A 16,625-nucleotide genomic window follows, 5' to 3' on the forward strand; every position below is an offset into this window, starting at 1 on the left:
CCATTCTTTTTAACATTTGAACTGTTACAGAATATACAGTTTTTTTATTCATAAGCTTTCAAATGCTGCAAAGGTAATGAATAAAGGACATTTGAGAGGTTTCAGCCTACCAAATGTCCATTACGCCTCCTTTTCCTGTAAAGGCAGCCGAACTTTTGGATTGGAAATCGTTAGCTTCGGTTAGCGATCCTATTTATTTAGAATATAAAAAAGATAACGACAATAAGACAACAGAAGGTTTAACAGCAATCCTTACAGAGACAAGAGCAAGTTCTGTAGAAGAACTACAGCGAAATATCTCTGCCATTCAAAAGGTGTTACAAAACCACGAGACCTATATACCTGTTCATTTCACCGATAAACCGGAAGAATACTCCAAGTTTTGGGCTATCCGTTCGGGCATCTTCCCTGCCGTTGGAGGGACTCGCAAGCCGGGAACAACCTGTTTGATAGAGGATGTAGCATTTCATATAGAAGATTTACCGAACGCAACAGCCGACTTACAGCAACTACTCACCCGACATGGCTATGATGATGCATGTATCTATGGACATTCCTTAGAAGGGAACTATCATTTCATTATCAATCAGTCTTTTGAATCGGAAGATGAGGTTAACCGCTATGAAAAGCTAATGACAGAAGTAAAAACGTTAGTGGTCGACAAGTACGATGGCTCTTTGAAAGCAGAACATGGAACTGGACGTAATATGGCTCCTTTTGTTCGTTATGAATGGGGAGATGACGCATTCGAGATAATGAAAGAAGTAAAACATTTGTTCGATCCGAATAACTTGTTGAATCCCGGAGTCATATTCAATGACGATCCGAAGTGTTATGTCAAAAACTTCAAACCGTTACCACTTATTCCACTTCCACAAGATAATCCTGTATCAAAAGTAAATCGTTGCATCGAATGCGGATTCTGTGAAGTCAACTGTGTATCATGCGGATTTACCCTATCATCTCGTCAACGAATTGTTATTCAAAGAGAAATTTCTCGGTTAAAACAAAGTGGGGAGAATCCGGACCGAGTTACGCTACTGGAGAAACAATTTGATTACTCGGGCAATCAGACTTGTGCAGGAGACGGTCTATGCTCTATGTCTTGTCCAATGGGCATTAATGTAGGCGACCTAACACACCTGATTCGAGAACAGCATCTGCCAAAGAATAGTTTCGGATATAAGATAGGTAATTATTTTGGAGTTCATCTATCCGAAATAAAAGGAGCACTACGCCCGATTCTTTCGTTGGCCAATTTCGGACATACTGTCATCGGGACGAAAACCATGACAGATATTACCAAAGGAATGCATCATTTAATAGGTATTCCCCTTTGGACTTCTGCCATGCCGAAAGCCTATTATAAAAAAGAAATCCCTGTTTCAAAAACAGAACCAAATAAAGTAGTATATTTCCCAAGTTGTATTAATCAGACAATGGGATTAGCTAAAAACTCCCCTGTAAAAGAACCTCTTATTAATAAGATGGTCACCTTATTGGAAAAAGGCGGATACGAAGTTGTTTATCCAAAAGGAATGCAAAATTTATGTTGCGGAACCATTTGGGAGAGCAAAGGTATGCCGGACATAGCCGACCGCAAGACTAAAGAATTGGAAGATGCTCTTTGGACGGCCAGTGAACATGGCAAGTATCCGATACTGTGCGATCAAAGTCCATGCTTGCACCGTATGCGTAAGAAGATTACAAAAATGAAACTATATGAACCGGTAGAATTCATTTATGTCTATTTAAAAGATAAATTGGAATTCACCCAGACCAACCGACCGGTAGCTATTCATATTACTTGCTCAACTCGTGAAATGGGATTAGCCGATATGCTTATCAATCTGGCAAAACTTTGCTCAACAAAAGTTCTTATCCCCGAGGGAGTCGGTTGCTGCGCATTCGCCGGAGATAAAGGTTTTACACATCCGGAACTCAATGCATACGCTCTTCGAAAGCTCCGTCCACAAATTGAAAAAGAAAAAATTAAAATAGGCTATTCAAACAGTCGGACTTGTGAGATAGGCTTAACTACTCATTCCGGAATACCTTATATATCTATAGCTTATCTTGTAGATGAATGTACTAAAACTAAAAATAAAAATAATATATCATGAAGATTTTCCAACCTTTTTTAACCTTAATGCTATCTGTAGACTTAACCGCCCAATCGCAAAATCACAATCTTGTGGTACAAGCCAATAAGATAAACGGACCAATCCAATCTACCATGTATGGGCTCTTCTTTGAAGACATTAATTATGCGGCTGATGGTGGTATGTATGCCGAATTAGTAAAGAACCGCTCTTTTGAATTCCCACAGAACTTTATGGGTTGGGTAACCTATGGAAATGTAAAACTAATGGATGACGGTCCGTTTGAACGTAATCCACATTACATTCGCCTTGGCAATCCTGGACATCGTGAAAAATGGACCGGTGTAGAGAATGAAGGCTTCTTCGGCATTGGAATAAAGAAAGATAACGATTATCGTTTCTCTGTCTGGGCTCGTGGAGAGAACCAGAAAATTCGCGTTGAACTGATTAAAAACAACTCTATGGAAGAAAGTCAAGTAGTGGTTCAACAAGAGTTGGAAATCAATACCACAGAGTGGAAGCAATACGAAGTTATCCTTCACTCTCCTGCCACAGAGCCAAAAGCTCATTTGAGAATCTTTATGTTAAGCCGAGAAAGTACGCTCGATTTGGAACATATTTCTCTTTTCCCTGTTGATACATGGAAAAACAGAAAGAATGGATTGCGCAAAGATTTAGTTCAGGTCTTATATGATATGCATCCGGGAGTTCTCAGATTCCCGGGAGGTTGCATTGTTGAAGGCACAGACTTCAATACTCGCTATCAGTGGAAAAATACAATCGGGCAAGTTGAAAATCGTCCATTAAATGAGAATCGCTGGCATTACACTTTTCCACATCGTTTCTTCCCTGATTATTTCCAAAGTTACGGACTTGGATTCTTTGAATTCTTTCAGTTAGCAGAAGACATCGGCGCTGCTCCACTTCCTATTTTAAATGTCGGGCTTATCTGCCAATATCAAAATGAAGAGAGTGCACAACCAACTATAAATCAAATTCAACCGTTTATTCAAGATGCACTCGACTTAATTGAGTTTGCCAACGGGGATACCAATACAAAGTGGGGTAGATTTCGTGCAGAGATGGGGCACGAAGCTCCTTTCAATCTAAAATATTTAGGAATCGGGAATGAACAATGGGGGAAAATTTATCCGGAACACCTTAAACCTTTTATCGAAGCTGTTCGTAAATCCTATCCGGAGATTAAAATTATAGGAAGTTCAGGTCCAGGTTCTGAAGGCGAAGACTTTGAATATCTATGGCCACAAATGCGTAAATTAGGCGCAGACTTGGTTGATGAACACTTCTATCGTCCGGAAAAATGGTTTCTTTCTCAAGGAAACCGTTATGATAATTACGATCGTAAAGGTCCGAAAGTATTTGCCGGAGAGTATGCCTGCCATGGGACAGGGAAAAAATTCAATCACTTCCATGCCTCTTTATTAGAAGCTGCGTTCATGACAAATTTAGAACGTAATGCCGACGTCGTCCACATGGCTACGTATGCTCCGCTGTTCGCTCATGTTGAGGGCTGGCAGTGGCGTCCCGATCTTATTTGGTTTGATAATCTGAATACGGTCAAATCGTGCAGCTATTATGTTCAACAGTTGTACAGCCTGAATAAAGGGACAAATATGGTTCCGTTGACGATGAACAAAAAACCGGTTAGCGGCCAGGAAGGACAAGACGGATTATTTGCTTCTGCTGTTTGGGATAGCAATGAACATCATTATATCGTAAAAGTAGTTAACACGTCGAATAAACCTCAACAGCTGACAATCAGCTTCAATGGTTTAAAGAAAGCACAGTTAAGCAATGGCAAAGTCATTACATTCCATTCCGACAATCCGGATATAGATAACTCCTTAGAAACTCCAGATGCCGTAACTCCGAAAGAGAGCCCTATCAGCATAGAGAATAATATATTGAATACCACAATAAAAGCACAAACTTTTGCTATCTATAAGTTCAAAAAGTAGTTGGCTACAAACGTAAGTACATAAAGACATTCTTCATTCTTTGTGTACTTACGTTCCTTTTAATCTTCCCACCCCATCTCAATAGCTTTATCGTGCGGATAAGTATAATAGATAGACTGAGCTGTCGTACAGACCTCGCCTTTACCATTGATTATCTCAGCATCAATAAAGGCAAGATTCCTTTTCATCTCTACCAAATGTGCCCGAATAATAAGCTGTGGTTCTAACGTAGAAATCGGTTTTAGAAAACGAACATTCAACTGACTCGTCACCCCTGTCGTTTTTAATTTATGAGTTACTACCCAACCACAGCACTCATCAAGCAAAGTACTTTCTATACCTCCATGCAAGGTATTAATCCAACCCTGATAATATTCCGAAGAATGCCAAATACAGACTACATTCTCTCCGTCTTCATTAAACTCCATCTTCAATCCCATCGGATTATCCGGAGAACAGCCAAAACATTTATAACCTTCTTTGTGTAACCAAGGATTCCTAATCTTTTTCATCTCAAACCTTTTTTATTGCGCAAGTTACAAAAAGATTCAATCATCACCAGACTATAAGATTACTTTTGTGTTCATTTGTCCGTTATTCCCACAATCCATATCAATACCTGAGGACATTGTTAATTTATCTAAAAACATATTCATATAATCATATTCCAACATGAATTCGATGAAATATATGTAACATCCTGTCAATAATTATTCGTTGACAGGGTGCCGCAAATTTGTTATCAAAAGATTGTGAAAAGTCAATACGTATAAACTGCCCAACTCATACGCATGAACCGAGCAACTCATACGCATGAACTGAACAACTCATGCGGATCATTTTAGCAACTCATACGCATCAGTTTTCACATTCATATATATCGAAATGTCGGTCGATATTGATTGGTTTGCCAAAAGGTATATATTCGTTTAAAAAGAAGTAATGATAAACAGCTCATACGATTACTATTTTATTTCGCAGGATTTAGACTATATCATTTGAATTATACGCATATATGCTTAACTTTGTTTAAATTACGTGAAACAAATATGAATACTATCTTTTCTTACTCCGATTACCACGAGTCGTCCCAACTGTTTTACGGATTGTTAATGAATGTCATGGGAACTCGCTTGGATGCTATTCTTTTAGGTAAGGATAAAAACAAATCTATTATTTGCTGGAATTCTATAGAACAAGAAATCATACGCTTGTCTAAGATATTCAATAAATTTGATGAGAATAGTGAGCTTTTTTTTATCAATCATCGTGCCTTTTCCGATCCTCAAAAAATAAGCGATGAACTGTGGGACATATTGAAAGAATGCCAACATCACCACAAATTAACAGAAGGTTATTTTGATATAACTATAGGACACTTTAACAGCCTGATTTTTGATGATGAACATAAGGCTATCAGCTTTATGAAAGAGAACATGGAGATAGACTTGGGGGCATTTGGAAAAGGGTATGCACTGGATAAAATTCGGAAAATACTCATTGATAACGGGTTTTCTTCCTCTTTAATAAATTTCGGCAACAGTTCTGTTCTGGGATTAGGAACACATCCATACGGAAATTGTTGGCCGATAGGAATCAGTAACCCGTTTAATTCAAAAAAACAAATCGGTGTAGTGGAACTGAACAACAGTACAATGTCCACTTCGGGCAATATGCCATCACATAAAAAGCATATCATCAATCCACACACCGGAGCATATAATGAACAACGTAAATTAGTAACTGTCAGAGCAGTAAGTCCCATTGAAGCTGAAATAATTTCCACTACGCTGATGGTACTCCCTCTTGAAATGGAAGAAAAAGTTCTTTCAAATTACCATATTGACAAGTATTGGAAATACAACTTATAAAAATAATTAATTATCGGTGTTTTAATGATAGTACTTTTGTATTTTTGCAATCTAATAAAAATAATTATCGAATAAAAACATAACAGGAGACCATGAACACTCAGAAGTTATCCAGAAGAGAATTCCTGAGGGATGTAGGAATTAGTGGAGGAGTTGTCTTATCATCTTTGCCCCTGTTCAGCGCATTCGCAAAGAAACTTTCGGAAGAAGCTAAAGGAGGTAAAGCTAAAATAGCAATCATTGGAACAGGATCAAGAGGTATGTATCATATCAATCACCTTCTGCAAATTCCACAAGCCGATGTTGTTGCTATTTGTGACATTTATCAGCCTCATCTTGATGATGCCGCAAAAGCATATCCGAAAGCAAAACAATATAAGAATTATATAGACGCTATTAACGACCCGAATGTGGAAGGCGTCTTGATAGCTACTCCTTTAAATATGCATGCGCCCATCACTTTAGCCGCACTCCATGCAGGTAAACACGCATTCTGCGAAAAAGCCATGGCACGCACCATCGACGAATGCAAGGAAATATACGATACGTATAAAGAATCGGGGAAAGTTCTTTATATCGGGCTGCAGCGACTATTCGATAAAAAGTATCTGAAAGCTATCGACATCATTAATAGAGGTGAAATAGGTGAAGTGGTGGATATCCGTAATTTCTGGTATCGGAACAATGATTGGCGACGCCCTGTTCCTGAGCCTTCGCTGGAGAAACTCATCAACTGGCGATTATATAAAGAATCTTCCGGTGGACTAATGACCGAGTTAGCAGCCCATCAATTGCAATTAGGAACCTGGATTTATAAAACTCTGCCTGATTATATTTGTGGATTCGGAGACATCATCTTCTGGAAAGACGGGCGTGAAGTCCCTGACAGCGTAAGTGTTATCTATCATTATCCGAACGGGAAACGAATGACATTCGAATCTATCATCTCGAACAAACGTTATGGAATGGATGAAGAAATACTCGGACATAAAGGAACAATAGAATTGGCAAAGGGCTTGCTTTACAAGGAAGAACCTGCGCCTGCCCCCGGAATTCAGCAACTCATCAATCAGATAGAGCATAAAGTGTTTGATAATGTCTCTTTTGCCGGACCAAGTTGGGTACCGGAAACAGCATCCAATACTAAGGGAGAACCTATTATGAAACATTTACAAGTCCATGATGGTTCAAATACTACAGGTGCCGATGTCGATGATGGATCAAAAGAATTAGTCGAAGCCTATTGCAATGCAGTTATTACCGGCAAATCGATGCCGATGTTGGTTGAAGAAGCATATTATTCAGGAATACTGGCATTATTGGGTAATCAGGCAATGGAACAGCGGCAGATAATAGAGTTCCCACAAGAATACAAAATCCCATATAATCACATTAAATAATGAAAAGGTGAAAGATATAAATATAAGATTAACAGTTAAAAGACAAAGAACAGAGCTTTTTATATGGTTTGTCTGTCTTGCCCTTGCTTTCGGATTGAACATATTCTCCATCATATATTATAAAACAGAATGGAAAGAATTGTTTACACAGATTTTCTGGGTCTTGGCACTCAGCTTTCTGTTTTATTTCATTTTCCTCGCATTCCGTTTAATCTTCTTTGGCATTCGCTATCTGCTCAAGAAGAAAAAGTAAATCGCATTTATAAAAGAAGAAAATATTTGTATCTTTGAGCCAATTAAATTCAAGTTAAAACCTTAAAAAGAATAGCACATGACAGTTAAATTCAAGTTGAGTTTGATGGGATGCATCCTATTAATGCTTTTTGCCGGATGCAAGAATCAGACGAATACGAAAGATCAAAAAACAAAAAAGAAACCAAAAGAAGAAGTCACCATCAGTTTGCCACGCAAACAGCCGAGTGAGAAATTCTCCCATGCCATGGAAGAGTATCTCAAAGCAGTTAAGAATATGGATGGCATGGACATTCATAGCATCATGGTACTTAAGAAAGGTAACGTGATGTATGAGAAATGGATGAGCGAAGGCAGTCCCAATAAACCACATGTACTCTGGTCGGTAAGTAAAACTTTTACTTCTATTGCTGTTGGAATGGCTATTGACGAAGGGAAACTCAATTTGAAGGATAAACTGGTTTCTTTCTTTCCTGAGGATCTTCCTGAGAATCCGAGTGAATATTTAAAAGAGATTACCGTTCGCGATTTGCTTACGATGAGCTGCGGACATGACACCGACCCAACAGGTAGTATTCTTAACGGCAAATCAGAAATAACTCAATGGAAAAAACATTTCCTTGCATATCCTGTGAAACATAAGCCGGGTACGTTCTTCTGTTATAATACGTTGGGCACATATATGCTTTCTGCTATTGTTCAGAAAGTTACCGGTATGACCATTCTCGATTATCTGGCTCCTCGTCTGTTCCTTCCGTTAGGAATAGAAAAGCCTAAGTGGGAACTTAGTCCGGAAGGCATTAACTGTGGTGGCTTTGGTCTATATTTAAAGACAGAAGATATGGCTAAGGTAGGGCAACTGCTATTACAAAAAGGAAAATGGAACGGCGAGCGCATTCTCTCCAAGAAATATATCAAAGCCATGAGCGGTAATCAAGTAAAATCTTGTCCTGCCGGAACAAGGCAAGACGAAATAGATAAAAACAGCCGAATTCAAGAAAACAGCGATTGGTTTCGAGGCTATGGATATCAGATGTGGCAATGTCGCCATGATGCATTCCGTGCTGATGGTATGCTCGGACAGTACATCATTGTCCTCCCAAAGAAAGACGCAGTTATCGTAGTTACCGCTAACGTAAACGACATGCAGAAAGAACTCAATATGATTTGGGATTATATTCTCCCTGTACTATAACTTTCAGGTATGATAAAAATATTACATTTCGCGAATAATCAAAAAAATATTTTCTATCTTTGGAAAATGAAAAACCTAATTTAATTTAGAGAACCATGGAAAACGTAAAAGAAATTAAAAAACAAAACCGATTCAAAGGTGATCTATCTCGCAGAGATTTCCTTTCTCTTTCGGCATTAGGATTGGCCAGTTTGACTATCCTTCCAAGTTGGAAAACAGCAACAGGAGAAAAAATTGCTCCGAGTGATCGAGTTGTAATGGGTTTCATTGGTTTAGGCCAGCAAGGATGTTATGACTTCCGGAGTTTCTCTGCCTGCCCCGGCATTCAAGTTGCAGCTTGCTGCGATGTTGACTCTATGAAACGCGAACGTTTCCGCCGTCATGTTGCTGCATGGCAACAGAAGACTAACCAGAACGAGCGATGCGACATGTACGAGTTCTACGAAGATCTTCTGGAGCGTAAAGATATTGATGCTATCGAAGTTGCTACTCCTGACCATTGGCATGCGCTGATAGCTATTCATGCTTGCGAAGCAGGTAAAGATGTCTATTGTCAAAAACCTCTGGCTTATACTATTACTGAAGGTTTGGCTGTTCAGAAAGCTGTTCGCGCTAACGACCGCATTCTACAGATGGGCAGTCAGCAACGCTCAAGTGCTGAATTCCAACAGGCTATTAAGTTAGTTCGCGAAAAAGCTATCGGGCACATTGATAAGGTATACGTACGTGTAGGCGATCCTCCCAAACCATTAGACTTACCGGAAATGCCTGTTCCGGCAAACTTAAACTTCAATCAATGGTTAGGTCCGTTAAACGATCCGAAGATTCATTATCATCCCGATCTTTGTCCTCCTATTTCTCTTGATCCGGAAGAGAGAGAGAAACTGTGGGGCGCATGGCGTTGGTATCAGGAAACAGGTAATGGTTATCCTGCCGATTGGGGTGCTCACATGTACGATATTGCACAAGCAGCGCTTGGCATGGATGGTTCAGGTCCTATTGAATTCATTCCTAAAGGATATGATGGACACGAACACCCAACCATGCTTTACGCTAACGGCGTAGTTATGACCGACCAACCTTTCCGCGAGGATAAACCGGACGATAAGGGTATTCAATTCATTGGCGATAAGGGTTGGCTGAAAGTTGCTCGTGGCTATATTGAGTGCTCAGATCCTTCTCTCTTAGCTAAAGAAGAAAAGAAGGTTGGCAAAGGTCAATACGAAATTAGTTCTCCACACATGCAGAACTTCATTGACGCAGTCCGTGCTCATGTCGATCCTATCGCACCGGTTGAATATGGTACAAGTACAAATACCCTTTGCTGTCTGTTCAATATTGCTCGAGAATTAAATCGCCCTGTTAAATGGAATCCGGCACTATTAAGCTTCGAGGGTGATAAGGAAGCTGCTCATCATCGACTGTACTACTACGAGTACCGTCGTCCATACAAACTCCCTTATCTGGAAACAAGAAACAATCTTTAATCAGCTATTTAAAGAAATCCCAAGGCTCAAAAAAGAGTCTTGGGATTTTTCTATTCATGAAAGATGAAACTCCATAAAAAAAATAGCAATTGAGTACGGCATCAGATATAGAATGTCATTATTGGCATGGTTCTTGCCATGATGTGAACTATTCGCCAAACCAAACTTTCTGCTCAATAAGTAACTTATGCAATTTCTCCGGATCAATGTCTCGCGGCCGAACACCATCCTTAACCGCGATAGCTGCACCGGCACCGGCTCCCTGACCGGTTACTAAGCACGTACCGATAATGCGTGCATCCTCACCAAGCTCACGTTCAAAACAGAAACAACGCCCTCCAACAATTAAATTATCAATATGTCTTGGAATAAGAGAACGATACGGAATATGCCAGAAAGGGCGTTCGCCCGGGAATACTTTCTTATTGTTATACTTCATCGTACACCACGAGCCGCGGCAATAGAAGCAGCGACTCCTGCAGGTCCGCCACCAACAACTATCACATCAGCCTTTGCAATTACTTTAATCCTTTTTGCCGGCTCAGTAACAAAATCATTATCGTCAAGAACAAGCTGCGACTGCCCACTCGAAGAATTCTTCTTCAAGTCAAAACTGATCAACGGGAATGCTCCTCCCATCATAATCACATTAGAAAGAAATTTACGTCTTTTCATCTCTTATTTTTTATCATATTCAAAAATAAAAATAATTCAAATACAAACAATTAATAACATAACATTTTATAATAAAAATCCACACTATGATGATTTTTCAAGACTTATCGTATTTCTTATAAAATAAAAAAGAAAGGTCATGCCGAACTTAATCCTTAGATAAAACGGCCTTGCAGCAGATTTAAACAGTATCTTCTTTATCTTGTCAGGCTAATTAAAGTTATCGTAAAGAGAGTAGAGAAAGTGATACGCATGAACCGTATAACTCATGCGTATGAATCGATCAACTCATCCGCATGAACCGATCAACTCGTCCGCATGAATCAACCAACTCGTCCGCATCACTTTAGCAACTCATATATATCACTTCACACATCCTCATAGACAGTTCAGTAGTTGCATACTGTTTGAACTCGTCGAACTCGTTTTCAATAGTATAACTTTTGAGAATAAGAAAAATCTTTTTTACTTTTGATCGCAAATAGAAAAATATGTTTAGATACCTCATTATAATCATTGCGCTCTTCACCATCAATGTTGGTTCATCCCAAAAGCGAAATAAAAGTCAAACAGCATTGCAGATGGAGAAGCTTGGCTTCCAAAACATCGCAGATAAGGACAGTACTATCGCCATCCGACTTATGTATGCCCGCTCCGATAATTTCACCGGAAAGGTGCTGTACACCGATTTACATGAAGCATATTTGCATCCGTATGCGATGAAAAGTCTGTTACAGGCTCAAAAGCTGCTAAAGAAATATCATCCCGGCTATCGATTAGTAGTATACGATGCTTCTCGCCCGATGCATATCCAACAAGTTATGTGGAATACGGTGAAAGGAACAAAGAAATCTCCTTATGTTTCAAACCCAAAGAATGGTGGAGGAATGCATAATTACGGATTAGCTGTTGATGTAAGTATTCTCAATGAAAAGGGGGATTCCATTCCAATGGGAACGAAAGTGGACTATATGGGTTCCGTTGCGCATATCGATAAGGAGGCATCTTTAGTACAACAAGGAAAAATTACCGGTCAAGCAAAAAAGAATCGTGAGTTACTACGTCGGGTAATGACCGAAGCCGGATTCCGTCCGCTCAGAACGGAATGGTGGCACTTCAACAGAGTAACCCGACCAGTCGCTAAAAAATACTACAAACCTATTCCTTAAACTTTAGCTGTCGAAATTTGTATTATACGCTCAAATTATAATTAACTTCATTTCTTATTATCAACAAACTTAAGTATATTTGCCTAATAAGAATCTATTATCACGAAAGATATGTATTTATTAGGCTATGATGTAGGTAGCTCATCGGTCAAAGCAAGTCTTGTCCATGAAGAAACAGGTATATGTGTCGCTTCTGAATTCTATCCCAAACAGGAAGCACCTATTAAAGCGCCACAACCGGGTTGGGCAGAACAAGACCCTGAAACTTGGTGGAGTTACTTAAAATCGGCCACACAATCGGTACTTAACAACAGCAACGTAAAGGGTGATGAGATTGACGCAATAGGCATATCCTATCAAATGCACGGTTTAGTTTGTATAGATCAGCATCGCAACATCCTTCGTCCATCTATTATCTGGTGTGATTCGCGTGCAGTCTCTTACGGAGAAAAAGCATTTCAAACTTTAGGAAAAGAACGATGCCTAAATCATTTACTTAATTCTCCCGGCAATTTCACCGCTTCAAAATTAGCATGGGTGAAAAAGAATGAACCGAGAATTTTTGATAAAATAGACAAAATCATGTTGCCCGGCGACTACATAGGAATGAAGTTGACCAATGAGGTATGTACTACGATAGAAGGTCTTTCAGAAGGAATGTTCTGGGATTTCAAAGAGAATCGTATAGCTAAGTTCCTTTTAGATTACTATGAGTTCAATCCAGAAATACTCCCTTCTATCCGCCCCACGTTCGGCGAACAAGGCAAAGTAAGCAAAGACGCAGCGAAAGAACTCGGAATAAGAGAAGGGATTCCTATCACATATCGTGCGGGTGATCAACCCAACAATGCATTATCACTTAATGTATTTAATCCCGGAGAGATTGCCTCAACAGCAGGAACATCGGGAGTAGTATATGGAGTACTCGGTGCTATCAATTATGATCCTAAATCGAGAATAAATACTTTCGCGCACGTTAACTACGGTACCGGCCAAACTCGTTTGGGCGTACTCCTCTGTATCAATGGTACAGGTATCCTGAATTCATGGATAAAACACAATATTGCCTCAGAGGAAGTATCGTATAATGAAATGAATGATGAAGCTGCAAAGATTCCTATCGGCTCGGAAGGGTTATCCATACTACCTTTCGGGAACGGTACCGAAAGAATGTTAGAGAACAAAGAGATAGCATGCTCCATTCATGGACTGAATTTTAATATACACAAAAAAGCACATTTGATGCGAGCAGCACAGGAAGGGATTGTTTTTTCTTTCCGTTACGGAATAGATATTATGAGACAAATGGGTATGAACATCAATAAGATACATGCAGGTAATGCCAACATGTTCTTAAGTCCTGTTTTTCGTGATGCATTGGCCGGTATAACCGGAGCAACTATCGAATTATATAACACAGACGGTTCGGTAGGAGCAGCCAAAGGCGCAGGCATAGGAGCCGGTATTTATAAAAACCATGAAGAGGCTTTTGCTACGCTCGAAAGAATAGCGGTCATAAAACCTAATCTTTCCGACCAGCCCAAATATGAAGAAGCATATACTCTTTGGAAAAGACATTTAAACATGTCCTAATGATACAAAATTAAAAGCAAGAACATAATAGAAATTGATAACTAAAATATATAAAATTATGGAAAGAAAAGAATATTTCCCTACAATCGGCAAGATTCAATTCGAAGGCAATAGAAGTAAGAATCCCATGGCGTTCCATTATTATGACGCTAACAAAGAGATTATAGGTAAACCCATGAAAGAATGGCTTAAGTTTGCGATGGCATGGTGGCATACACTCGGTCAGGCAAGTGGAGACCAATTTGGAGGTCAGACTCGTACTTACGAATGGGATAAAAAGAAAAATGCACTTGATCGGGCAAAAGACAAAATGGATGCCGGATTCGAGATCATGGAGAAGTTAGGCATTGAATATTTCTGCTTCCATGATGTAGACTTAATTGATCCTTCAGATGACATTGAAGAATATGAAGCCAATATGAAAGCTATCACCGACTATGCATTAGAGAAGATGAAAAGCACCAACATCAAATTACTCTGGGGGACAGCCAATGTCTTCAGCCATAAACGATACATGAACGGTGCTGCTACCAATCCGGATTTTGATGTTGTAGCACGTGCAGCTGTTCAAATTAAAAATGCGATTGACGCCACCATTAAATTAGGTGGAACCAACTACGTATTCTGGGGAGGTCGTGAAGGCTATTCTTCTATATTAAATACGGATCAAAAACGTGAGAAAGAACATTTGGCACAAATGCTTCGTATGGCTCGTGACTATGGAAGAGCTCATGGATTTAAAGGCATATTCTTGATTGAGCCAAAGCCAATGGAGCCGACAAAACATCAGTATGACGTTGATACCGAAACTGTTATTGGCTTCTTAAAAACCCATGGATTGGACAAAGACTTCAAAGTTAATATAGAAGTTAATCATGCTACTTTAGCCGGTCATACATTTGAACATGAGTTGGCTGTAGCAGTTGACAATGGAATGTTAGGGTCTATTGACGCCAACCGTGGAGATTATCAAAACGGCTGGGATACAGACCAGTTCCCCATCGACAATTTCGACCTCATTCAGGCAATGATGCAAATTATACGTAACGGAGGATTAGGCAATGGAGGAAGTAACTTCGATGCGAAGCTACGCCGTAACTCAACTGATCCGGAAGATATTTTTATCGCTCACATCTGTGGAATGGATGCTATGGCACGAGCATTAGAAAATGCAGCCGACCTGTTAGAGAATTCGCCCATAAAAGAGATGCTTGAAAAACGTTATGCTTCGTTTGATAAAGGAATAGGCAGGCAATTTGAAGATGGTAAGCTCACTATGGATGAATTAGTTGAATACGCCAAACAACATGGAGAGCCCAAACAAATAAGTGCGCAACAAGAACTCTACGAACGTATCGTAAGTTTGTATTGCTAACAAATGAACATCCTTCATCATCAGCTTCTTTCTTCGACGAAAGGAGTAGATGATGAAATTAAATCTATATCATAAAACATGGAACCCTTGAGACAAAATGAAGAAAAGATGACTAATTATCGTTGGATAATCTGCGTCATGCTTTTCTTTGCAACAACAGTGAACTATCTTGATCGCCAAGTTTTATCTTTGACATGGGATGAATTTATTAAACCTGAATTTCATTGGCGAGATACTGATTACGGAAATATCACCTCAATATTCGCCTTGGTTTATGCATTTACACAATTATTTGCAGGAAGAGTCGTCGACAAGTTAGGCACAAAAAAAGCGTATGCCATCTCCATTGCGGTCTGGTCGTTAGGTGCTTGTATCCATGCTCTTTGTGGCATTGCTACTGAAACCTATGTAGGAGCAACCAATCGTTTAGAACTTGTTCAAGCAACAGGTGATATGGCCGTTATAATTGCTACATTTAGCACTTACGCATTTATTTTTGCCCGATGCGTATTAGCGATTGGCGAAGGTGGTAACTTCCCCTCTGCCATTAAAGCCACGGCAGAATATTTCCCTAAAAAAGACCGAGCATTTGCAACTGCGATTTTCAATTCCGGTTCCTCTATTGGAGCATTAGTGGCTCCGTTAACTGTTCCCGTACTGGCTGCAGAATTTGGTTGGGAGATGGCATTCATCATTATCGGTGCATTAGGTTTCATTTGGATGTTTATCTGGATATTTGTATACAAGAAACCGAATGAAAACAATCTTGTCAATGCTGCAGAATTAAAATATATTGAGCAAGACAAACAAAGAGATGCTGTATTTGTCAAAGAAGTACAACAAAAGACATCCAACAAAAAAGTATCCATCCTTCACTTCTTCAAATACCGTCAGACTTGGGCTTTTGTCATGGGCAGATTTCTTACCGATGGTGTCTGGTGGTTCTTCCTTTTCTGGACTCCTTCTTATTTAAATACCCAGTTTGGGATCAAAACATCAGAGCCTCTCGGTATAGCTCTAATTTTTACTCTTTATCTTATATCCATGTTATCCATCATAGGAGGTAAATTGCCGGGATATTTCATGGATAGAACAGGTAAAGACCCGTATTCATGCCGTATGCGAGCAATGCTAATATACGCATTTATTCCTCTACTCGTTTTATTAGCTCAGCCACTCGGAGAATTCTCCCCTTGGTTAACCGTCATCTGCATCGGCATGGGCTGCGCAGCTCACCAATCATGGTCAGCTAACATGTATACAGTAGGTACAGATATGTTTCCCAAGCATGCCTCAGCAACTATTACAGGGATTTGCGGTATGGCCGCCGGAATCAGTTCTTTCATTTTTCAGCAAGTAGCAGGTCGTCTATTTGATTATTCTTCAGAAATCAATCTTTCTTTTATGGGATTTGAAGGCAAACCAGCCGGCTATTTCATCATCTTTTGTGTCTGTGCAGTGGCGTATTTAGTTGGTTGGACAGTAATGAAACTTTTAGTACCAAAATATAAATTAGTAGAAATATAA

13 protein-coding genes and 1 pseudogene are annotated in these 16,625 nt (G+C 39.5%); 11 read left to right on the forward strand and 3 right to left on the reverse strand.

Features of this window, described 5'->3' with window-relative positions; all coding sequences use genetic code 11:
• Window positions 1–137: 137 nt before the first annotated feature.
• Window positions 138–2,123: pseudogene (locus tag LO761_RS03835) on the forward strand (FAD-binding and (Fe-S)-binding domain-containing protein); the annotation flags it as partial.
• Entirely contained in the window at window positions 2,120–4,081 is a 1,962-nt protein-coding gene (locus LO761_RS03840) for an alpha-L-arabinofuranosidase C-terminal domain-containing protein (RefSeq protein ID WP_272817010.1), read from the forward strand. The pseudogene LO761_RS03835 and the gene LO761_RS03840, both read left to right, overlap by 4 nt.
• 59 nt (window positions 4,082–4,140) lie before the next feature.
• On the opposite strand, the gene LO761_RS03845 is transcribed toward LO761_RS03840, so the two are convergent.
• Window positions 4,141–4,593 carry a PaaI family thioesterase gene (locus LO761_RS03845; RefSeq protein ID WP_272817011.1) on the reverse strand — a complete coding sequence of 151 codons (453 nt, stop codon included), beginning with the start codon at window positions 4,591–4,593 and terminating at the stop codon, window positions 4,141–4,143.
• 537 nt (window positions 4,594–5,130) lie between these two features.
• On the opposite strand from LO761_RS03845, the gene LO761_RS03850 reads away from it, so the two are divergent.
• From LO761_RS03850 to LO761_RS03870, 5 genes are all read left to right on the forward strand, one after another.
• Window positions 5,131–5,952, forward strand: a complete 822-nt coding sequence (locus LO761_RS03850; protein WP_272817012.1) for an FAD:protein FMN transferase — start codon at window positions 5,131–5,133, stop codon at window positions 5,950–5,952.
• Window positions 5,953–6,044: 92 nt separating this feature from the next.
• Window positions 6,045–7,352 (forward strand): Gfo/Idh/MocA family protein, encoded by a 1,308-nt coding sequence (locus LO761_RS03855; RefSeq protein ID WP_272817013.1) that lies wholly within the window; start codon window positions 6,045–6,047, stop codon window positions 7,350–7,352.
• A gap of 129 nt (window positions 7,353–7,481) precedes the next feature.
• On the forward strand, window positions 7,482–7,643 hold the full coding sequence (locus LO761_RS03860; protein ID WP_272817014.1) for a hypothetical protein: 162 nt from the start codon (window positions 7,482–7,484) through the stop codon (window positions 7,641–7,643).
• A 40-nt stretch (window positions 7,644–7,683) separates the two neighbouring features.
• Window positions 7,684–8,799 carry a serine hydrolase domain-containing protein gene (locus LO761_RS03865; RefSeq protein WP_272817015.1) on the forward strand — a complete coding sequence of 372 codons (1,116 nt, stop codon included), beginning with the start codon at window positions 7,684–7,686 and terminating at the stop codon, window positions 8,797–8,799.
• Between the two features lie 95 nt (window positions 8,800–8,894).
• Window positions 8,895–10,286, forward strand: a complete 1,392-nt coding sequence (locus LO761_RS03870) for a Gfo/Idh/MocA family protein (protein WP_272817016.1) — start codon at window positions 8,895–8,897, stop codon at window positions 10,284–10,286.
• Between the two features lie 148 nt (window positions 10,287–10,434).
• On the opposite strand, the gene LO761_RS03875 is transcribed toward LO761_RS03870, so the two are convergent.
• Both LO761_RS03875 and LO761_RS03880 read right to left on the reverse strand, forming a co-directional pair.
• Window positions 10,435–10,725, reverse strand: a complete 291-nt coding sequence (locus LO761_RS03875) for an FAD-dependent oxidoreductase (RefSeq protein ID WP_272817017.1) — start codon at window positions 10,723–10,725, stop codon at window positions 10,435–10,437.
• Window positions 10,722–10,961: a hypothetical protein gene (locus LO761_RS03880; RefSeq protein ID WP_272817018.1), complete on the reverse strand. Its 240-nt coding sequence runs from the start codon at window positions 10,959–10,961 to the stop codon at window positions 10,722–10,724. The genes LO761_RS03875 and LO761_RS03880 overlap by 4 nt, the downstream gene beginning before the upstream one ends.
• A 491-nt stretch (window positions 10,962–11,452) precedes the next feature.
• Here LO761_RS03880 and LO761_RS03885 point away from each other — a divergent pair, with 491 nt between their 5' ends.
• From LO761_RS03885 to LO761_RS03900, 4 genes are all read left to right on the forward strand, one after another.
• Window positions 11,453–12,130 (forward strand): M15 family metallopeptidase, encoded by a 678-nt coding sequence (locus LO761_RS03885; RefSeq protein WP_272817019.1) that lies wholly within the window; start codon window positions 11,453–11,455, stop codon window positions 12,128–12,130.
• A gap of 111 nt (window positions 12,131–12,241) precedes the next feature.
• Entirely contained in the window at window positions 12,242–13,723 is a 1,482-nt protein-coding gene (locus LO761_RS03890; RefSeq protein WP_272817020.1) for a xylulokinase, read from the forward strand.
• A 58-nt stretch (window positions 13,724–13,781) separates the two neighbouring features.
• Window positions 13,782–15,098 carry a xylose isomerase gene (gene xylA, locus LO761_RS03895; RefSeq protein WP_272817021.1) on the forward strand — a complete coding sequence of 439 codons (1,317 nt, stop codon included), beginning with the start codon at window positions 13,782–13,784 and terminating at the stop codon, window positions 15,096–15,098.
• A gap of 78 nt (window positions 15,099–15,176) precedes the next feature.
• On the forward strand, window positions 15,177–16,625 hold the full coding sequence (locus tag LO761_RS03900; protein ID WP_272817022.1) for an MFS transporter: 1,449 nt from the start codon (window positions 15,177–15,179) through the stop codon (window positions 16,623–16,625).

This window comes from Phocaeicola oris (genome assembly GCF_021295095.1).
Classification (GTDB): Bacteria; Bacteroidota; Bacteroidia; order Bacteroidales; family Bacteroidaceae; genus Phocaeicola; species Phocaeicola oris.